The 20813-nt window shown below is 47.5% G+C and carries 19 protein-coding genes; 9 read left to right on the top strand and 10 right to left on the bottom strand.

All coding sequences use genetic code 11. The features are described from left to right. Positions 1 to 84 precede the first annotated feature (84 nt). Together AC3WQ3_RS22430 and AC3WQ3_RS22425 are read right to left on the bottom strand one after the other, a co-directional pair. Positions 85 to 1134, bottom strand: a complete 1050-nt coding sequence (locus AC3WQ3_RS22430; RefSeq protein WP_095359034.1) for an HD-GYP domain-containing protein — start codon at positions 1132 to 1134, stop codon at positions 85 to 87. Between the two features lie 120 nt (positions 1135 to 1254). Further along, positions 1255 to 2004, bottom strand: a complete 750-nt coding sequence (locus tag AC3WQ3_RS22425) for a molybdenum cofactor biosynthesis protein (protein ID WP_492473608.1) — start codon at positions 2002 to 2004, stop codon at positions 1255 to 1257. Positions 2005 to 2125: 121 nt separating this feature from the next. Between AC3WQ3_RS22425 and AC3WQ3_RS22420 the strand changes: the two genes are divergently transcribed. The 7 genes from AC3WQ3_RS22420 to AC3WQ3_RS22390 all read left to right on the top strand — a co-directional run bounded on the left by AC3WQ3_RS22420 (position 2126) and on the right by AC3WQ3_RS22390 (position 8990). Continuing rightward, on the top strand, positions 2126 to 3559 hold the full coding sequence (locus AC3WQ3_RS22420; protein ID WP_492473607.1) for a bifunctional metallophosphatase/5'-nucleotidase: 1434 nt from the start codon (positions 2126 to 2128) through the stop codon (positions 3557 to 3559). A 105-nt stretch (positions 3560 to 3664) separates the two neighbouring features. Further along, entirely contained in the window at positions 3665 to 4747 is a 1083-nt protein-coding gene (locus AC3WQ3_RS22415; RefSeq protein WP_492473629.1) for an HD-GYP domain-containing protein, read from the top strand. 222 nt (positions 4748 to 4969) lie between these two features. Then, entirely contained in the window at positions 4970 to 6106 is a 1137-nt protein-coding gene (gene yfkAB / locus AC3WQ3_RS22410; protein WP_095359031.1) for a radical SAM/CxCxxxxC motif protein YfkAB, read from the top strand. A gap of 58 nt (positions 6107 to 6164) precedes the next feature. Then, positions 6165 to 7538 (top strand): hemolysin family protein, encoded by a 1374-nt coding sequence (locus AC3WQ3_RS22405; protein ID WP_492473606.1) that lies wholly within the window; start codon positions 6165 to 6167, stop codon positions 7536 to 7538. Positions 7539 to 7772: 234 nt separating this feature from the next. Continuing rightward, the gene (locus AC3WQ3_RS22400; protein WP_095359029.1) at positions 7773 to 8012 is read left to right on the top strand and encodes a spore coat associated protein CotJA; all 240 of its coding nucleotides are present in this window, start codon (positions 7773 to 7775) and stop codon (positions 8010 to 8012) included. Continuing rightward, a complete protein-coding gene (locus AC3WQ3_RS22395) occupies positions 8002 to 8277 on the top strand; it encodes a spore coat protein CotJB (RefSeq protein ID WP_127536541.1) in 276 nt (91 codons plus the stop codon). The genes AC3WQ3_RS22400 and AC3WQ3_RS22395 overlap by 11 nt, the downstream gene beginning before the upstream one ends. Positions 8278 to 8420: 143 nt before the next feature. Further along, complete coding sequence (locus AC3WQ3_RS22390; RefSeq protein WP_110821050.1) at positions 8421 to 8990, top strand: manganese catalase family protein; 570 nt, start codon at positions 8421 to 8423, stop codon at positions 8988 to 8990. 84 nt (positions 8991 to 9074) lie between these two features. On the opposite strand, the gene AC3WQ3_RS22385 is transcribed toward AC3WQ3_RS22390, so the two are convergent. From AC3WQ3_RS22385 to AC3WQ3_RS22370, 4 genes are all read right to left on the bottom strand, one after another. Continuing rightward, on the bottom strand, positions 9075 to 10067 hold the full coding sequence (locus AC3WQ3_RS22385) for a 3-oxoacyl-[acyl-carrier-protein] synthase III C-terminal domain-containing protein (protein WP_390581773.1): 993 nt from the start codon (positions 10065 to 10067) through the stop codon (positions 9075 to 9077). Between the two features lie 54 nt (positions 10068 to 10121). Beyond that, positions 10122 to 10472, bottom strand: a complete 351-nt coding sequence (locus tag AC3WQ3_RS22380; protein WP_095288149.1) for a hypothetical protein — start codon at positions 10470 to 10472, stop codon at positions 10122 to 10124. A 183-nt stretch (positions 10473 to 10655) separates the two neighbouring features. Then, a complete protein-coding gene (locus AC3WQ3_RS22375; protein ID WP_492473605.1) occupies positions 10656 to 11024 on the bottom strand; it encodes a carboxymuconolactone decarboxylase family protein in 369 nt (122 codons plus the stop codon). Between the two features lie 11 nt (positions 11025 to 11035). Next, on the bottom strand, positions 11036 to 12667 hold the full coding sequence (locus AC3WQ3_RS22370) for a thiamine pyrophosphate-binding protein (protein ID WP_336779412.1): 1632 nt from the start codon (positions 12665 to 12667) through the stop codon (positions 11036 to 11038). Positions 12668 to 13082: 415 nt separating this feature from the next. On the opposite strand from AC3WQ3_RS22370, the gene AC3WQ3_RS22365 reads away from it, so the two are divergent. Then, a complete protein-coding gene (locus tag AC3WQ3_RS22365) occupies positions 13083 to 14072 on the top strand; it encodes a Gfo/Idh/MocA family protein (protein WP_492473604.1) in 990 nt (329 codons plus the stop codon). A 145-nt stretch (positions 14073 to 14217) separates the two neighbouring features. On the opposite strand, the gene AC3WQ3_RS22360 is transcribed toward AC3WQ3_RS22365, so the two are convergent. After that, a complete protein-coding gene (locus tag AC3WQ3_RS22360; protein ID WP_492473603.1) occupies positions 14218 to 15936 on the bottom strand; it encodes a methyl-accepting chemotaxis protein in 1719 nt (572 codons plus the stop codon). 293 nt (positions 15937 to 16229) lie between these two features. Here AC3WQ3_RS22360 and AC3WQ3_RS22355 point away from each other — a divergent pair, with 293 nt between their 5' ends. Beyond that, the gene (locus tag AC3WQ3_RS22355; protein ID WP_095359022.1) at positions 16230 to 16916 is read left to right on the top strand and encodes an HAD hydrolase-like protein; all 687 of its coding nucleotides are present in this window, start codon (positions 16230 to 16232) and stop codon (positions 16914 to 16916) included. 161 nt (positions 16917 to 17077) lie between these two features. Here the strand turns inward: AC3WQ3_RS22355 and AC3WQ3_RS22350 are convergent, their stop codons facing one another. From AC3WQ3_RS22350 to AC3WQ3_RS22340, 3 genes are read right to left on the bottom strand one after another with little or no spacing between them, the layout of a single operon-like run. Continuing rightward, a complete protein-coding gene (locus AC3WQ3_RS22350; RefSeq protein WP_336779415.1) occupies positions 17078 to 18262 on the bottom strand; it encodes a YheC/YheD family endospore coat-associated protein in 1185 nt (394 codons plus the stop codon). A 35-nt stretch (positions 18263 to 18297) separates the two neighbouring features. Beyond that, complete coding sequence (locus AC3WQ3_RS22345) at positions 18298 to 19404, bottom strand: YheC/YheD family protein (protein WP_154896045.1); 1107 nt, start codon at positions 19402 to 19404, stop codon at positions 18298 to 18300. Next, entirely contained in the window at positions 19404 to 20777 is a 1374-nt protein-coding gene (locus AC3WQ3_RS22340; protein WP_095288141.1) for a YheC/YheD family endospore coat-associated protein, read from the bottom strand. Before AC3WQ3_RS22340 ends, AC3WQ3_RS22345 begins: the two co-directional genes overlap by 1 nt. Positions 20778 to 20813 lie beyond the last annotated feature (36 nt).

Here is a 20813-nt window from a genome sequence, read left to right as displayed (position 1 = left end):
ACTTTCATAGGATAAGCTCTTGTAGTGTAATTCTTCATCATCATTCATTTTCTATTTTCTACGTGCTGCTACGAAACCATGGAACTATTGAATATAAATTTCAACGATGGCGATATCTCTTTCTTTCGCTAAATCAATAAAGGCTGTGGATGTCTGAACAAGCGGACGGAAATAGTCTGCAGGGTTATTCATGACGATGATGCCAGTTTCCCCCGAGGTGAGCAGTACCCTTTTTCCTATAAAATTGGGCAGCATATGTTTGATAAGCTCCTGGGTAGCTTCTCCATTTAGTTGACCAAAGCTCAGGCTGTACAGCTCGCACAGCACGGAGATTAACTCCTGCTTGGTCTGATATACCCGGTTGGTCGTCATGGCGCTGTACACGTCAGCTACGGCCGTAATACGGGCATACGGATGAATATCGTTCCCTTTCAGTCCATGAGGATAGCCGCTTCCGTCTTCCCGCTCATGATGCTGAAGGGCGACTGTTGCCAGAATCTCATCCTGCGTGGACTCTTTAACAATCTCATATCCATATAACGTATGTTTCTTCATTTCTTCGAATTCTTCCGGGGTTAGTTTTCCCGGTTTATGTAGCATTTCAGGAGAAATTTTGGATTTTCCAATATCGTGCAGATAACCTGCTTTTGCTACTGTCAGGCATTCTTCAGGATTGTAGCCCATCCAGCCAGCAATATAAAATGCGAGCATTCCCACTTGCAATGAATGGTTGTAGGTATAATCATTATCGCCGTCAAGCATAAGTAGAAGGGAAACGACATCCTTCTGTTTCTCCAGTTGAGTTGTCAGGTTAATCAAAATTTCATCGACCTGAGCTTCGTCAATAAACCCTTTCTCCATCGCTTGCTGAAACAGAGATTCGGTACCTTTGATCGTATCGTCAAACAAGGTAGTTAACAGACGGGTCTGATCGGAAGGCATGGTTTGCGTATCAGAGTGTAGGTTGGATGTTGTATGTTCTACATCTGCGTAATCGATTCCATGTTGCAGCAATTTGGTAATATCATCTTCGCTGAGTAAGGAACCTTTCATCAGCATGTGGAGACCTGAACTGTTGTATACATCATTTTTTAACAGATCACCAGGTTTAAGATCAGTAACATGCACTCTCACGTATAAACCACCTTTTCCTCGACTTATATCGACATATATGCTTATAATAACAAGAAAAAAATGGGTTGACAACGACTTATTTACTAATTTAATTAGCCTTGCAAGAGGTGGAATGACTATTTATAAATTGTCCAAGGGGTTCCAGGGTCCCAGTTGATGTCCCTTCCACTCAGAACCATCGTCCCATATTTCCTTTTTCCAGATCGGGACCGTTTGTTTCAGTCTTTCAATAGCGAAGCGGCTGGCATCATAACAATCACTGCGGTGAGGCGAGGAGACGGCAATAATAACACTAATCTCTGCAACGTCAACCTGACCAATCCGGTGGCTGATTGCACATCTGACACCTGGCCAGCGCTCGGAGATTTCACTTCCGATGTTAGCCATCTGAGAAAGTGCCATCGGTACATAAGCTTCATATTCCAGATGGACCGTTCGCTGTTCCCCGGTCATTTCACGAGTAGTACCTACAAAAGTCAGTGCTGCCCCGTGGTTTGCGGTTATGACCAGAGCTGTTGTTGCTTCGACAGACAAGGGGGACTTCGTAATCATAAACATACCGTCCGGAGTACGATGTTCGGAGAGTGAAGACCTATGCTCATCCTCGGACCCTTCAGTACCGTCACCTCCTGAAACGGGGGGAATTAAAGCAAGTTCATCTTCGGGCTTAATCAAGGTATCGGCCGGAGCATACTGCTGGTTTACCGCCAGAAAGGACGTTCGAATCTGTGATGCAGCCTCTGGATAGGCGAGTGCCAGGCTTTCTTTGAGAAGAGCTGCGGTCAAAGGACTTTCCGTATATTCATATTCAAGCAGGGACGTGCCGAGACGTTCAGCAATACCTGCAAACAGTTGTATGGTTAATATCATGCTTATGCGTCACCTCTTTTTTATCTCTAAACCCTTTCAATATATCATAACGACGCGGAAAATGTTATGCTTATCTATTAGAGGAATGTACGTTAGGCAAGGACTGAGAGGAGGCGGTGTGATGAGCACCAAGGAAAAACAAACGTTAACCATTCTGCACACCAATGACATCCACAGTCATTTTGGTTCCATGAGCTCTATCGCCGCCATGATTGCACAAGAGAGAGAACGGAGCGAAAACGTTCTAGTTCTGGATATCGGAGATCATATGGATCGTATGGCCGTAGAGACAGAGGGGACACTTGGGGGAGCCAACGTTGATGTGATTAATTTGACGGGGTATGATGCCATAACGATTGGCAATAACGAGGGACTGACATTTACACCGGAACAGCTGGCACAGTCCTATTCGGGGCTATTGTGTCCTGTCGTGTGCGGAAATGTTGTGGAAGAGGCCACTGGTCTGCCTCCAATATGGATGAACTCATCTCTTATTGTGGATAAAGGACCCTTTCGGATAGGTTTGCTCGGAGCAACTGCACCGTTTACTGCTTTTTACGACTTGCTGGGATGGAAGCTGCTTGACCCTGTGGAAACACTGCGTGAGCAAGTTGAAGCGCTGCGCCCTAATGTGGATATTGTCATAATACTCTCCCATCTGGGTCTATCAACGGACCGGAAACTCGCGGAGCAGATTGAGGGCATTGACGTTATTCTTGGCGGACACACACACCATGTGCTTGAGGAACCTCTGGTCATTGGGAATGCGGTGCTGGGAGCAGCCGGAAAATTCGGTCAGTGGCTTGGTAAAGTCGTGCTAGAGCGGGATAGCAGTGCGAACAAGCCTAGACTGGTTAGTAGTGGCTGTTTTCCATTGAAGGATCAGATGCTGGATGAGAAGGTTGCACTGGCTATCGCCGCACATCGTACGGAGGCAGAGCGAGCTCTTGGACAGACAGCTGTAATAATTAACCGAACTCTTCCGATAAAATATGAGAAGGAATCACCATTTGCTTCGCTGCTTGCGCAGGCAGTAAGGCATTTCACGAGAGCGGAGCTGTCACTGGTTAACGCGGGTCAACTCCTTGGTGAACTTCCGCAAGGGGACATCAGCAAGGGAATGCTGCATTCCCTATGTCCTTCTCCGATCAATGCTTGTACAATAAGGCTGAAAGGCAGAGAGATTCGTGAAGCGCTGGAGCAGTCTTTGCTTCAGGAGTATACGGACAAGCCCATCATCGGATTTGGATTTCGCGGGAAAATACTTGGTACGCTGTGTGTGGATGGGATTGAGGTGGAGTATGATCCAGCGGGTCCCCCATATCAAAAGATCAATGCATTATATGTCGGTGGTAAGCCTATGGGTGATGAACAGGAATACGTGGTCGGAACACTAGACATGTTTACATTTAATGTGGGATACCCTTCGTTAGCCCGGGGAACCGAAATTGCATACCGACTTCCTGAATTTATACGGGATCTGCTGGAGATCGAATTAAAAAGACCAGGGGCGTTGGATGATAGCCTGCGATCCCGCTGGCATGAAAGAAATTAACGAGTACTTGCCTTCTGCTGAAGCGGCGGCTAGTGGAAATTACATCTACGGAGCGGGAGAGGATAGGCTGTGCGTTTGGTACATATAAACCTATTGCAGCCTGGCATGAAGCTGGGGAAACGAATTTATAGCGAAGAGGGTTTGGTTCTGCTTAGTGAAGATGTGGAACTGACCGAGCGGTTGATAAGACGTCTAAAAGACCTCGGCGTAGGTTACGTATATATTAAGGAAGCAGCGACAGAGGATATCATCGTTCCCGATATGCTTCAGGAGGAAACCAGACGCAGGGCACTGGTAGAAATCAAGCAGCAGTTTCAGAGTATGTCAGGATTGAAGACCAAAAGCCGGATTCCGCATTTTGGCAAAGCACTGAGTGGTCTGATGAGTACGATTTTGGAGGACATCGGTGGTCAAAAGGAAGCAATGATCATGCTGATGGATATGAATTCCAGTGATCTTGATCTGTACAACCACTCCTTGAACGTATGTGTGTACACACTGGTTTTGGGCGTCGCATCAGGGTATTCCAGACAGCAGTTGATGGAAATTGGACTGGGTGCCTTGCTGCATGATATAGGAAAGACACAGATTGATCCAGTTGTTTTGCATAAACCTGCGAAATTGACGGATGAGGAATTTAAAATCATTCAGCAGCATACTACATATGGACATCGTATTTTAAAAGATGAACCTGGCATACCGCTGCTGGCAGCACATTGTGCCCTGCAGCACCATGAGCGAATCGACGGTAGTGGCTATCCGTTTGGCCTCAAGGGTCCTCAAATTCATGAGTATGCCAAGTGGATTGCACTGGCTGACTCGTATGACGCGATGACGAGTAATCGCATATACCGTAAGTCATTGCTTCCTCATCAGGCGGTGGAGGTATTATATACTGGATCTGGCTCGTTGTATGAACAGCGTATGCTGGAGAAATTCCGTGACTGTGTGGCAATTTATCCCGTAGGTCTATCTGTGACGCTGAGTACGGGGGAAGTCGGCGTCGTTGCATCCATCGATTCACGTATCCCGCAGCGGCCCCGGATTCGGGTGTTGAAGAATGCTGATGGACAGATGTTAAAGGCTCCTTACGAAATAGATCTGTCCACAGCCCTATCGGTTATGATTACTGGTGTTGAAGGCGATGAGGGCGTGCCTCCGACACCTTCCTGTGATGAATTTTCTTGATCGCTGTTAAGTTATTGCCAGCAAGGAGACTGCGCTCATAGCAATATCCGGGCCGGGTTGGCCCTGGAGTTGTATGGGCGTTTTTGTCATGTAACGGACAGAGCACTTCATGCCGAAGCGTTCGAAATTGTGCTATGATAAAAGATAGCTCCAAAAAGATCATGCCGAAGTATGATGTAAATAAAACTTTTTAGGTTAATAAAAGGAATAAGGTGAAGAACAATGACCATGCTAAACTCAGGATCGGTTGAACCGATGCCTTTATCGCCGACTAATGATCCATGGGATCCGATCGGCTCTTTGCGTACATATGGACGCCACGTGTTAACCAGTGTTGAAATGACCGTGACTCATCTGTGCAATATGCGATGCGAGCACTGTGCTGTGGGGGATATGCTCACGATGCGTGAAGCTCCCGCACTGCCACTGCCTCTAATGCTGAAGCGGCTGGACGAAGTGGAGCATCTGCAGACCATCAGTTTGACAGGTGGTGAGCCAAGTTTCAGTCAAAAGACAGTTGATGAAATGATCATCCCGCTGCTGAAATATGCCAAGGAGCGAGGCATAAGATCACAGATCAATTCCAACCTGACGCTTGATCTCAGTCGTTACGAGAAACTGCTGCCATACCTTGATGTGATGCACATCTCATTTAACTACCTGAATGCCGATGATTTCCATCAAGTCGGCTTTGCCAACAGCGGCAGACCTGTCAAGCGTGAAGTAGCGGTGAAAATGTATGAGAAAATGATAGAAAATTCGCGCAAACTGAGTGAAGCAGGCATGTTTATCTCTGCTGAATCCATGATTAATTTCCGTACTCATGATAAGTTGGAGGGCATCCATCAACTGATTCGGGAGATGGGGTGTGTACGTCATGAAGTACATCCGATGTATAACTCGAATTTTGCTTCCACATTACCTGTCCTGTCTCTGGACCATATGCGTGCAGCCATTCATCGGTTGCTGGATGTGCGCGACAAAGACATGTGGATGTTGTTCGGAACACTTCCATTCTTTGCTTGCAGTGCGGCCGACCAGGATCGGGAATTGATCAATCGCCTGTACAGTGAGCCTAATGTGACCGTACGCAATGATCCAGATGGTCGAAATCGCGTTAACGTCAACATGTTTACAGGCAATGTGTACGTTACGGATTTTGCTGACATCCCTGCCTTTGGCAACATTCGGGATCGGAAGCTGGATGATGTGTTCCATGAATGGTCAGCGGAGCATCCGCTTAATCAGACCGTTAACTGTCACTGTGATGCTGCGTCCTGCTGCGGCCCGAACCTGTTGGTGGCGGACATGTATTATAAAGGTGTGGATTTCAAATCCAGAAAAGCAATTACGCGCTAATTAGGCGCTGATATTCCAGGTATATTCCTGAAATAGATAGAAAAAGGGGAGTGTTGACTTGGATATTCATACCGAATTTCATCTTGGGCAATTGGTGTTCAATTTGGTTTGCGTTTTTCTGCTCGTCTTCTTGAATGGCGTATTTGTCGCAGCGGAATTTTCTCTGGTTAAAGTCAGACAGACCCGGTTGACTCAATTGCAGAGCGAGGGGAATCGGCTGGCTGGGTATGCACTGAAGGTAAATGGAAAACTGGATGCTTACTTGTCGGCAACCCAGTTCGGCATTACCCTGACCTCCCTGGGACTTGGCTGGCTCGGTGAACCCGCCATTTCCGAATTACTGGTAGAGCCGCTTATGTTCAAACTGGGCGTGGCGGATACAGGACTGATCTCTACCGTTTCCGTTATCGTCGGATTCTGTATTATTACGTTTCTGCATATTGTACTTGGAGAACTTGCACCGAAGTCGCTTGCTATTCAAAAAACAGATGGCGTGGCTCTGCTATTGTCGGCACCACTTCTGCTGTTCTACAAAATCTTTTTTCCATTCATCTGGATTCTCAATGCATCGGCAAATGCGCTGCTGCGATTAGCAGGGATAGAGCCTGCGAGTGAAGGAGAAGCCCATTCTGAAGATGAACTTCGAATCTTGATGAAGCAGAGTGCGAAGAGTGGCGTCATTGACAAGGATGAAATCAAACTGATGGATAACATCTTTGATTTCTCCGATATGCTTGCTCGTGAAGTCATGCTGCCACGTACAGATATGGATTGTCTGTATACCCATCTGTCCTTGGAAGAGAACCTGAAGATTATTAATGCAACGAAGCATTCCCGTTATCCTGTTGCCGTTGAGGATAAAGACGAAATTATCGGATTTATCCATATTACGGATCTGCTTTTGGCAGCCCCGGAACAGCAGCAGGACCTGGCTTCACTTGTGCGGCCCATCTTGAACGTTCCGGAATCCATGGAAATCAGCCACGTCCTTCAACTGATGCAGAAAAAGCATTCCCAGATGACCCTTGTTGTTGACGAATATGGCGGCACCGCCGGATTATTGACGGCGGAGGAAATTCTGGAGGAGATCGTAGGGGATCTATACGATGAGTTCGAGGATGAGCGACCTCATATGGAACGCAGCGGTGATTCCTTCTCCATAGATGGACGATCCCTCATTGAAGAAGTTCATGAATGGACCGGGGCCATCATTGATGACGAAGAAGTGGATACCATTGGCGGTTGGTTGTTCAAAGAGCTTGAAGGCAGTCCAGCCAAAGGTAAAACACGGGTGCAGAACGGCTATGTTTTTGAAGTGGAGGAATCCACCCGGCTGCGAATTACCCGAGTCAAGGTGTATAAGAGCCCGGTCTCTGAAGAAGAAGCTGCTGCTTTGGAGGAGGCTCAGGACGTTCCCGAATCGGACAAGTAGTGATGTGCATGGACTACCATAATGAAATGAATGTGACCTTTGGAACACTTCCCGTGGGGAGTACCAAGGGTCTTTTTTTTGTTAATGAACAAAACCTGAGAAATCCCGAAAGCTTTTTCAGCTGATTTGGGATTAACTTAAGAACGATGACATATGGATAATAGACGGGAAAAGCAAGGGTTTTGGTCGCCTACCGACGAGTGACCACATATCAGTGAAGGGAGGCGTTTGGAGATGATCGATCCACAGCTTCGCGCATATGCCCCTTTCGTGGGGCCGTTTGATCCGTGTAAACCGATTGAAATTAAAACCTACCTTGTTCCTCCACAGTTATTCATCCCTTTCCAGCCGATGGGCTGGCCCCAATATAGTCCGGCAGAAGCGCTGAGACTCGGAACATTGTGGCCTGCGCTATACAGTCCTTATACATCCAAAAAAACAAAGGGGAGGGAGGTAGGAGCAGATGGAGCCTGAAACAGCAAAAGCGTGTGACGCCAGATATTATGAGTTGCTGGAGGAACTGCAAGCCTTGGATTTTGTACTGGTGGAGCTGAATCTGTATCTGGATACTCACCCGGGGGACTATCAGAGTATTGAACAGTATAACAAGTTTAGCCAGGAGCGGATGAGGGTAGCCCATGAATTTCAGCAGCTGTATGGACCGCTCATGAACTTTGGGCATGCCTTCTCCAAGTATCCTTGGCAGTGGTCAGAGGCACCCTGGCCTTGGCAGGTTTAATGAACGTTTGAGTTGATATCGAAAGCATACTATACCCGGGTTTTCTGGAAGTGCAGAATCCGGATACCCGGGAAGTGGAAGAAAAAACTATTCGAATTTGGATCACATCTCAGATTAAATCGTTGAAGGAGGGATCGTCCAACATGTGGGTATACGAAAAAAAGCTGCAATATCCCGTTAGGGTAAGTAAATGTGATCCTCATATGGCCAAATTGCTGATGGAACAGTATGGTGGAGCAGACGGGGAACTAGCTGCAGCCCTTCGGTATATGAATCAGCGATATACCATTCCGGACAAAATTATCGGTCTGTTGAATGACATCGCTACAGAGGAATTTGCCCATCTTGAGATGATCGCAACAATGATCTATAAACTAACCAAGGATGCAACCATTGAACAGCTGGAGAAGGCAGGCCTGGATGCTCACTATGTGAACCATGACAAGGCACTCTTTTACAGTAATGCCGCAGGTGTACCTTTCACTGCAACCTACATCCAAGCAAAGGGTGACCCTATTGCAGATCTGTATGAAGATATTGCTGCGGAAGAGAAGGCTAGGGCTACATATCAATGGTTAATTGATCTGACGGATGATGTGGATCTGCAGGATAGCCTGAAGTTTCTGCGGGAACGGGAGATTGTGCACTCGCTTCGTTTCCGTGAGGCAGTCGAGATCCTGAAGGATGATCGGGAAACCAAGAAGATCTTCTAATCATGCAACCTTCCTTGCACATATTAAACGAAGGATGTCCCTTGAAGTAAAAAGGGACATCCTTCGTTTTGTTTGAGGACCTGCTTAGTATTCGACCACCATGGCAACATTTTGCCACCCGGCTCCAACTGTCCAGAACAACACTTTATCACCACGCTCGACCTGACCTGAGGTTATGGCCCGATGCAGAGCAATGAAGGGACTGCTGGTTGAGGTATAGCCGAATTCGTCTCCAATGTAGACGGCAACATCATTAGCGATCCCAATGTTCTCCGATACCGCACGAATATTACCGATGGATAACTGGGAGAAGCATGCTGCTTTGATCTGATCTGCTGCAATCTCGTTGCGTCCTAACAGTGTACGAATAGATTCAGAAGCGGCATCGACGCAGATCGAATCATCGAACGGTGTGAATTTGACATGAAAGGCTCCTGCATCCACCCCGGTCTGACCCAGTTTCGCCAGACCTTCTGCAGGAAAGAGGGAATTACCGTACACACAGGTATCCGTTTGATAGATGGAATCAATGAATCCGGTAGCCTGTTCGTCACGTTCTATGATGACAGCCGCTGCCGCATCGCCAAAATTGGCATAGTAGACAGGATCATCTGGACTCGCGTGTGGGGCTACATAATCCGAACCGATAATCAGTGCTCTTCGAATTCGGGGATTCCCCAGCATCTGCCGGCTCACCTGTTCAAAGGCTGCCGTCATTCCGGCACAGTTGGCGTTGCTGTCGATACAGATGGTATGGGATGCTCCATTAATTAAACGATGAATCATCAAGGAATTCGTAGGAAAAATGTATTCCGGCGTTTGACTTGCATAGGCAATCAGGTCGATATCCGCACCGGTCAGTCCGGTCTTTTCCAAAAGGTTACTGGCTGCCTCATAAGCCATGCTTAGTGAGTTCTCGTCATCGTTGTTAATTTTGTAACGCTTATCACGCCCAAGCGCTTTTAACAATCCCCGAATATCTACCCCTCTCGCATCAAAATGTTCAATGTAAAAGTCATTGTCCACCTGGTGCGCTGGATGATAAATATCCATATCCACAATACGAATTCCGGCCATCTTCATTCTCCTCTTGAGCGGATGGGTGGACCCACAACTTGTCCGCCTGATTTATTAGGTGGTAACGGTAGATATAATTTCGAGGTTGTCCAGTCCAACAGCCCGTCCAAGCCTGGACAACTGCATTTTCAAAATGGCATTATTTTCGAGTGTGAGTACAACCTTTTTGAAGCCGTCCTTTTTGAATAGAGCCAGGCAGCCTTCGAGCAGAGGTACAATTTCCGGAGCGGTGACATTCAGCTTTTTGCAGTCGATACGCAGTTCATATTCCGTTGGGTCAATAGGAGCAATCGTATCCTGATAAGCCGAGATGGAACGCAATCCATCTTCTTGAGAGAAAGATCCCTCCAGTTCAATGTTAAGCACCTTGTTTGGAACGTCAGTCTTGAGTATAAAGCTTCCCATAATTGTCTCTCTCCTTTAAATGAGTTAGGCTATCCTGCTACCAGGGACAAGGTGTTATCGCCACCGTTACTGGCTTCTACGATGTAAGCTGAGATTGAGGATAATTTACCCATATTATAAAGGCGTAGATGTAATGAGATCAAGAATAAAGTCGAATCGTGTATAAAAATGTAGAATAGTTAATTATTGGATTTCGTTTAGCGTCGCAAGTAGGACGTTAAATGCACTAATAATACGCGGCGCCCCTACACAAGGTGCCAAATGCAGCAGAATTCCTTTTAGCTCCTCCACAGTTACTCCAACACGAAGTGCCATAACATAATGAACACCCAGTTGTTCAAACTGCCCTTGTGTAATTAGTGAGGAGATAACGGCAACTTCTTTCCATTGATCCGAAATGCTGGTGCGCTCGAAAATGTCTCCGTAAGCTGTACCCATAATGAATTCTGCCAGCTCGGGAAAGTGTTCCTTAATGGGGGCCAAGGCTTTGGCTCCGTACTCTCCAGAAAGATTCGCGAAACGCTCCAGCCCCTGAACAATCTGCTCACTCATTTTTGTTCCTCCTAGTTCAAATTCACGGTACGATGGGCCGTAGGCGGAATCTCATCGCGATCCGTCAACAGCTCGATTACAGCGACTTGTTTCAGTTCTTGTGCTGCCTTGAGTGCAGCGGTGAACTCGCCATGTGTTTCTGCCCGAAATGCAGCTGCGCCGAGAGCTTCAGCAAACTTCGACGCATCCAAAGGCACTTCAAACAAGGTCCCGTCGATCCGGCCTGTTGTTTTTTGCATGCCTTTGAGCGCCATATCCAGCTGTTTATTATTCACTACGATGAAGATGACCGGCAGATTGTGGCATACAGCGGTATTGATTTCGGCTCCGAGCATCATGAAGCATCCGTCGCCTGTTATACAGACGATCGTCTCGTCTGGTGCTGCTGCCTTGGCGCCGATCGCCATACCAATGGCATTCCCCATACAGGCGAAGTATGCGTCAAATACAAAACTGCCAGGTTTTTTCACTTTATAACGCTGAACAGCATGGAAGCCGTGACTTCCGTCATCAACAAATAAGGTATGATCATACGGGAGCATATCGCTCAGTTCATCCAAAATCGATGCAAGGGAGAGTTTAGGCAGCATTGGCAGAGGGACCGTATAGTCTACTGCCGTCGACTCTCTCTCTGGAGCTTCATATTCGGCCAGGGTACCCAGCAGAAACTGCAGATTGTCTTTTAGATCGCCAGTAATATGTAAGGTTTGTGAGTGGAGTATTTTACCGACAAAGGCAGGATCCGAATCGAACTGAATGAGATGTTCAGGATGATTCTCCGGTTTGAGATTGCAGATCGTCATGTCACTCAGCCGCGACCCAAGCACGATATAGAGGTCACTTTGGTTGAGCAATTCATCGGCATGGGGGAAGCCCCCGACACCACATGGTCCATGGTATAACGGGTGGTTCCAGGCGATAGCTCCTTTCCCACCGGGCGTCGTGATGACAGGAATTTGGAATTGTTCTGCAAGCTGCAATAGCTCGTCATGAGCTCTGGCTCGATTGACACCTTTGCCTGCGATAATTAATGGGTGACTGGACTTGTGAAGCAGGGGAAGAATTCGATTAAGGTTAGAGATGCTAACTAGAGGCTCGGGTTCAGGCATGACAATTCGGCATTCAGCAAGCAGTTCGGTCTGAACGTCAAAGGGTAGACACAGATGAACCGGACCTTTGTTCGGGCCAAGTGCAATGGAGAGAGCATGATTGAGCAATGTGCCGAAGTGGTCCCCACGCTCCACCAGTTTGCTGAATAACGTAGCGGGTTTGAACATCTCTGCGAGATCGGCCAGATAGGAGGAAGAGTCCTGGCACTGTGGAATGCCTAATTCCTGAATGGATTGATGCCCGGTAATAAACAACACCGGAAGGTTATTGGCTTTGGCATGAGCTGCAGCGGTTAAAAGATTGGTTCCACCCGGACCTGAAGTCGCGAATGCAACACCCAGCCTTCCGGTTTGGAGAGCGTAACCAGCTGCTGCAAATCCTGAACTGGATTCGTGGCGACCTGGTATGAACTCTAGGCCGTGGTCCACCATCTTCAGAACAGCAGGGCATATCGATTTTCCAATAATACCGAAGACGTGAGTAACACCAAGCTTGTGCAGCGTTTCTGCCAAATAGTCCGCAACGGTTTTCATGCGGGACACCTCGCTTCATAAAATAGGTTTTAAGACCCATAGGGTATAATCCAATTTTTTTCGAATGCAAGTGCTTGTCTAAGGTTGTAAAAGGAAATATATCCTTGTTATTACGAAGGTTATCTTTTTATGTGGTTTTTTGTCAACTTATTTTTATAAGCAAAAGTACCTGATTCTTAAGTTGGTAACGCTTAACTGCTTAATAGATATAGGAAAATAGAATGGTTATATATTCCTGCAACCAATGACCTAACGAGAATGATTTACATTATATGTAAAATAAAGACATCAGATATAGACGTAACCTTTAATTGATCATAAGCATTGAGCTATATGCTTCTCTTTGCATGTTAACGTAAGAAAACGGACCCCATTTAACTTCTGTTATAATGGAAATCAGATTGGAGGAGACATAGTGACACGATTAAAAATGGCTGTGATCGGGTTAGGAAAGATGGGTTTACATATGGTTCAACAGGCGGAGCAAGCAGAGCTGAATGGAAGTATTAAGCTTGTAGCCGTATGTGAAGCACACGATGAATCGCTTAGCAACTTTGCTGATGCCCATGCAGAAATTAGCGCATATAGCGATTACATGCAGCTGCTGAATGAACATGAAATTGATCTATTGTACATTGCTGTACCGCCTAAATTTCATTATCCTGTCGTCATGGAGGCTTTAAAGCGGAAGATCCATGTGTTTTGCGAGAAACCGCTGGCGAACAGTACAGAAGAGGCGAGAGAGATGCTTGAGGCCGCGGAGCAGGCAGGGGTAATTCATGCCATTCATTTCTCCATGCCTCATGAACCTTCTGTAATGAAGCTGCAGAAACTGGTGGAGCAGCGCAGCATAGGTGCGATTCGCAAAATAGAGCTGATTCTGCAATTCCCTCAGTGGCCGCGTGCATGGCAGCAGAATTCATGGATTTCAAGCCGTGAGCAGGGGGGCTTTATCCTTGAAGTGGGCATCCACTGGATCCATATGATACAGCATGTGTTTGGCCCAATTACAGAGGTAAGCAGCGAAGTCCAGTACCCCGATAATGCGGAGGAATGTGAACATGAGGTACAGGCTGTAATGAAGCTGGAGGACGGAACTCGTATTCAGCTTAATGGAATGGCTCATTTTGCAGGTAAGGAACGAGTATCCATGGTCGTTTACGGAACTGAAGGCACGATCGCTCTGGAAAACTGGGAAGAACTGATGATGGGGCCAGTTGGCCAGCCGCTTGCACCCGTAGAGGTAGATGAATCGATGGGAGAGCTGCCAGTTCTCAAGCATGTAATCGCTCGTATTCAGGGGCAGCCGGCGAAAACGTATGATTTTAACGACGGATACCGTGCCCAATTGGTGTTGGAAGCTCTGCGTAATCCGGAGGGGAACACGATCCAGATCCGCCGCTAGTCGGTAGTGTTGCCGTCTTGGATTAGATGCTGAAAGCAACAATAAGCTTAACTAATTTATACTCTTGCAGAAATAAATTATACAAAAAGAGCAGCTGCCTTAAGTGGAAGCTGCTCTTTTTGTTTTAGCTGTTGTAAGCACACGGTTAAGCCAGCTTGAATCGTTTTACCAGTTCGTCGAGTGCATCGGACATTTGATTCAGCTGTTTGGAAGTGTCGCTCATTTCCTGTAAGGAGGCAAGCTGTTCTTCGGTCATGGCAGATACTTCCTCCGTAGCAGATGCGGTTTCTTCCACAACGATGGATACTTCGTTAATGGAATTCATGACGGCCTCGCTGCCCGATGTGAGTTCTTCAACCACCGCGGATACATCCATCATTTGACCGCTGAGGTCATGTATATGCTGTGTAATATTTGCAAAGGCATGACCTGCGTCCTCGATGGTCCGCAGACCTTCGTTAACATGAACCGTGCTCTCATCTACAACATCCACTGTGCTATGAACACCTGCGACCACCGTTTCCAATATGCTCGTAATTTCCTTGGCTGATGTGGCGCTTTGATCCGCAAGATTGCGAATCTCTGCTGCGACAACTGCGAAACCGCGTCCGTTTTCTCCTGCACGTGCTGCCTCAATTCCGGCATTCAATGCTAGCAGATTGGTTTGTCTGGCGATCCCTGACATGGCATCTGCAATGTTAATGACTTGATCGGACATCTTGGAAATATCATTAATGGCTTCCTGTACAGAGAGGAAGGATTGTTCAATAACTCCCATTTTGCCGACCGCATTGTCAATGCGCTGCTGCCCATCGATGGCTATGGATTCGGTACGTACCGCCCGTTCAGCCACGTCTGCAGCAGATGCGGCCACCCGGCTGAGTCCGGTTTGGGATTGTTGCATTGCAGCGACCATCGTTTGGGTAAGAGCAACCTGCTCATCTGCCCCTTCAGCGACTCGTTCCATGGCTGTGGCTACTTCTTTACTGGCCAGGTGGCTGTCCGCTACGCCTTTATCCATACGATCCGATGCGGTGCTGAGAACATTGGCATTGCGCTGGATGTCCAGCATCATTTGCTGCAAACCAAACAGCATCGTATTCGCAGACTCGGCGAGTTCTCTCGTTTCATCCCTCATCGGGGTAGCGATGCGCAGGGTCAGGTCACCGTTGGAGGAACCGATGTCATTCAGCGCATGGGTAACGGTACGAATGTTTTTGACAATGGCACGGGACAAAATTAGTGCTGCAAAGATCGATATCAGGGCAACAAGAATAAGAGCTCCGTATAGTTCCCAGTTCAGAATCATATTTTTCTGTTTTAATGCTTCTGTACGTGTTTCTGTCAAAGCCAGCTCGTTGTTCCGGAAAGTAATCAGGGAACTGCGGATCTCGTCCATATCTGCTTTGCCTGGATCTGTTGCAAAAAACTGACGGATGGCATCGAGATCATTAGCCTGACGCAGGGAGACAACTGGCTCCCCGGCTACTTGAATCCAGTCATTCATGGAGCTATGTATATCTTGCAATAATGTCAATTGAGCCCGGTTATTGGAGATAAGGCCCGCTAACTGCTCCTTGAGCTCGACAAGCTGCTCTTTTCCCGCTGTATAGGGCTCCAGGTAATTTTCCTGTCCAGTGATCACGTAACCACGCTGTCCTGTCTCCATATCCACCATGTTTTTCTCCAATTCATACGTCAAGGCATGCACTTTCATATCGTGATCGACGAGATAATCTAGTTCTTCCTGCAGCTGGCCAATACTGTTCTGAATCAGTAAAATGCTTCCAGCCAGTACCGCCAATACAAGCAGGTAACCCAGCCCGATTTTATAAAAAATTTTGAATGTTCTCCGTTTCTTCATGATTCCTTTTCCTTTCTTTTGGTTATATGTATTTGTCGAAAAAACTTGAAAAAAGGCAACTTGCAGGACTTATGGATTGGGAGTCTTAAGAACTATTTTTCAGTATTATACGTTATGAAAGTAAGTTTGTACATAGTTCGTTTATATTTTGTATATGGTTTGTATCGGATAAGTAAGACGTGACGAATAAACCTTTTACAGTGTTCGGTTTACACTGCCAAACGTTTTTGTTTATCATGGAAAGGGTATGATGCTGATTACATATTTCAATCCGAAAGGAACGAATCCTGGAAATGAGTAAAGAGACTGTATTGCGAAAACCGGAAGCGATGATTTTTGATATGGACGGAACGTTGTTCCAGACAGAGACCCTGCTGTTGCCTGCTTATCAAAAGCTTTTTGATACACTGCGTGCCGAAGGACATTTCGAAGGGGAGACACCTCCCGAGGAACGGATGCTGGGAAGTTTGGGTATGCTGCTCGAAGATATATGGAAAGTGGTCATGCCGGAAGCTTCTGAAGCGGCACATCGTCGTGCAGATGAATTGCTGCTTCAATTGGAAATCGAGGGACTTGACCAGGGAAGTTCCCAGCTTTACCCGCATGTAAAAGAGACGCTTCAAGCCCTCAAGGAACAAGGTGTTCGTTTGTTTGTTGCGAGTAATGGACTGGAGGACTATGTCAAAGGAGTTGCGTTTGCACACGAGATTATGCCTTTATTCGAAGGCGTATACAGTGCAGGACAATACAAGACACCTTCCAAGGTAAACCTGGTACAAATACTCCTCGAAAAACACCGGATTCAGGATGCCTGGATGGTAGGAGACCGCTCGTCCGACGTTGAAGCAGGAAAAATGAATGGGCAAACTGTCATTGGCTGTGCATATGCCGGCTTCGGTCGTGATGAAGAACTTGCTGGATCAGATGTATTAATCTCTGACTTTACCGAGCTTACTCGTCTATACAGAGAAGCTGAATAGCAAGCAGCACTACATCTAGAACTGATCTGAATCAGCGTTCAAAACCTGAAGAGCCTTTATCTCCGAAGCCTGTCAAACGGGCGAGGAGGAGATAAAGGCTCTTTGATATGCAATGAGTATCGATTTAAGATTGCATGGAGGCCGAATCCAAAGTGAAACGGCTACTTTAATCTTGATTTCCGGGACCTCCGGGCTGCGGTGGTCTTACCGGTTACAGGTTTGGTTACTTTCACCTTGTTCGGAGTACTAACCGTCCGGTTGCGGTACACCCAGAGAGCATACTCCAGCGGCTGAGTAATTGCTTTGTAATAGATATTCCGCTCACCAATCCGTGCAAATACCTCTCGTGCCGGTTTGGGATTCACTTCAAGCAGGAAGATGCGGCCATCCTTGTCAATCGCCAAGTCCAGAGCAAGCTCACACAGATCACCGTACGTATCTTCCAGGAATGAGGCCACTGAAATGCCGAGTTTCTCGGCTGTGGCATTAATCTCATCCCTCAGTTCCTCATCGGTGATCCATTGTTTCATCAATCGGTGCATGGGAACAGCCTGACCGCCGCCATGCAGATTCGATGTTACACTCTTCTCAGCTCCCATGCGCCCAGCACAGCCGGTCAGCTCCCATTCTCCCTCGCCATTCTTCTGTACAAGCATGCGATAATCGTGCACACGGCCATTTGGGAGCTGGAGCTGAATACCTTCCTGAACCAAATATTTATCTTTCATGTTCCAATGCTGGAGCAGAGAACCAAGCCTTGATAAATGGACCTTGCGCGGGGTAATGATACGCCGTTTCTGATCACGTCCCTGAACAAGGACCATGTTGGCGTCGCTACTGTTGCGTTCAATCCGCAGGATTCCACGTCCGCCTGTTCCGTTTATGGGCTTCAAATAGATCAGCGAAGAAGCTTTAAGCATTCGATTGACATCAGACATATCCTGGAACAGAACGGTCTCCGGCAAATGTTCACGAAAGGCGGATCTTGCCGAGAGCGTCTGATGTATGGTCCATTTATTGCGAAGCGGCCGGTTTAGGAAAAGCATGTGCCCGTATTTCTCGCGAAAGGCGAGCAGCTGCTGGAATCTGCGATTTCGCTGTATGCGACAGCGGTCGAAGATCATGTCCGGAAATGGGCGCCATTCCCTGGACCATCCCTTTTCCGAATGGAAGACCATCGCCTCGATCTGTTTGCCACCGGGATGTACATCCGCAGGTGTGAACACGTAAATGTCGAGTCCCCGCTTGCGTCCTTCAAGGATCATTCTGCGGTAGATGCTCCGTTCTTCCAAGGCGCGATGTTCGTTTAAGTACAACGTCATAATGCCTAGAACAGGTGAGGACACAAACAATCACCTTCTTTAGCTGTTATTCCTTTCCATTATCGTTTGGACTGGCGGGCCAGATAGGCGCTATATTGGAAAATGCGTTCCAATGACTTTTTACGAATCTGGGGTTCATCGAATTTCATCGGTTTCGCATTGGCTTCGAAGAACCAGATTTCTCCGAGATCATCGATGCCAAGGTCCATAGACATCTCCCCAAGCGTATGGCCAGAGCCTCGTTCAACCTGACGGGCAATGGTTAATGATGTCGATCTGACCTTTTTCATTAGTGCAGTTGTTGTTTCTTCCCCGAACAGTTCGGTAAGAAGCTTCTCGGGATCTTCGACGCTGCCTCCGCGTGGAACGTGGGTTGTAATGCTTCGTGAACCCGCCAGTCTTGCACCCACCCCTGTTACACTCCACTGTCCTTTGCCATTCTTCTGTACCAGAACGCGCAGATCGAAGGGGCGTTTGCGGGATGAGGCAAGTTCGATTCCTTGCTGCATGATATAAGGTGTATGCCCGGTTTCCCGGCGAATGCGAGACCATAACTTCGCAAGCGTTGCTGTCTTATACGTGGTGCTCTTTCGGGAGCTTTGTATTCTGAGCCGGAACGGCAGACGTTCCTTTTCCTGAAACTTCAGCATCATGATGCCTTTTCCCGCTTTTCCGCTCTCCGGCTTCAGATATAGATAGGGAAATGCCCGCAGCACCGTACCCAGCGTAGTAGCACTTCGCATCCGGCGTGTATGAGGGATTAGATGCTGGGTGGATTTGGACTTCTTCAGCCATTCGAACAGATCCCATTTATTGAAGAAAAACGGATTATACAGCTCGATCCCCGCTTGCATGCATTCCTCAATTTTCCGCTGAACGGAGGGCTTTCGCTCATCTTCCCGATAGGGAATGCGATTGTACAGCACATGAGGGAGAGGGAAGGACTGTGAAGTCCACTTTCCGCTCCCTTTGTTATACGTATAGCCCTTAACCGTAGGACCACTCACGTTCAGATCTCTTACAGTTACGATATACACCTGATAACCCATGTTTTCGCCTGTCTGTATAATGTCCAGAAAATTTTGATGGTTTCCCCTGAATCCCCGGTGGTCGTCGTGCATGGTCAACACGGCAATGACAGGTTTGAAATCATCATGAAGGCTCATCAAATGCCGTCCCTCTTCCGGAATTTGCTCAAATACAGGCAGTGTTCCAAAATGTGCTCCACCGATGATTTTCCCTCCACCCGGAGTGAAGGGTGACGGAAGATGGAGCGCCCGGGTTTGGCGTTCGCTTCGAACATCCATACATGTTCCTCCTGATCAATGCCCAGATCAAAGCCAATCTCACCAATCAGATGCTGGTGCTGGGTTTCAATCGCCTGGGCCAGTGTAATAGCGACGGATTTGGCCTGCTGCAGCACTTCTCCCGCACGTTCGCCGAAGTTACGGCTGAGCGCCTGTTCAGGGGTCATCAGGGAGCCGCCATTTTTGATGTGGGTAGTCACGCTGCCCCGACCAGCTTTCTTGGCTCCGATACCGACGACGACCCATTGATTGCTCCCATTTTTGTGCATATGGAAGCGAAAATCAATCGGACACTCATCGATCTCAATGAGCCGGATCCCCTGCTGTACGACGTAGCCTCGCAGCTGTTTTCCGTGCCTGCCCTGAAGCATGCGCATTAGGCCGTTGAATGAACCGAAGCGTAGAAGGGCATTGCCGCCTTTCTTCCGGTAGCGTGCGAAATATCCGCGTTTGGGCGAATAGGTCAACCGATAAATTCCGTTACCGAGACTTCCCGCCGTCGGCTTGTAATATACAAACTGGTGTCGTTCCAGCATTTCTCTCATTTGTTCGACAGTCGGATTGGTGATCGATTCTGGAATATATCTACCTGCTTCAGGATCATTCTCCAGCAGCTTGTAGATGTCCGATTTATTGAAAAAGCTCCAGTTGAAAAATGGGATTTTACGACGGACAAACCGTTCCCTCAGTTGATTGATGGCAGGCGAGAAATCGGAACGGCGGCTAGGCAACCTGTTGTACACGACGTCTGGCAAAGGGACCGTTTTCCGAACAAAGCTTCCATTTTCGTTCAGAAAAAAACCGGATACCGTTTCATTCTGCCAGTTAATATCCCTTGGAGTGAACGCATAGATATAGGATTTACGGCTGCCTTCCCGGAGCAATTGCTTGATGAACCCGGTACGGGAGCCAAACGGATTCGAGCTCGTTGCAGGTCCATCGGACAATACTCCAATTAGTGGACCGAGCTGGACTTCATCATTTTGCAGGTTGCGCAGATAGATGCTGCCCCGCTTGGGAACGTTCATCAGATTGCGTATGCCCGAGGCGAGATAGAGATGTTTTCCTGCCTTCTTGATCGGTTTGATGGTTGCAGGCACCCGGTCTCGCCCAAACCGCAGATGTATCGTTTTTTTGCCGGATAGATTCAGACTTTTCATTAATGCGTTGGATACATAAACCACTTTATCCGGTTGCTGCGTAAAATGCAGATTGCAAAAGGTCAAACTCATGATTTATCCTCCTATCCTGAAAAAAATCCTTCGGCT

It is taken from the genome of Paenibacillus sp. FW104-T2 (assembly GCF_058789975.1).
The sequence above is the reverse complement of the archived record's forward strand: the minus strand, read 5'-3'. Positions and strand labels throughout refer to the sequence as shown.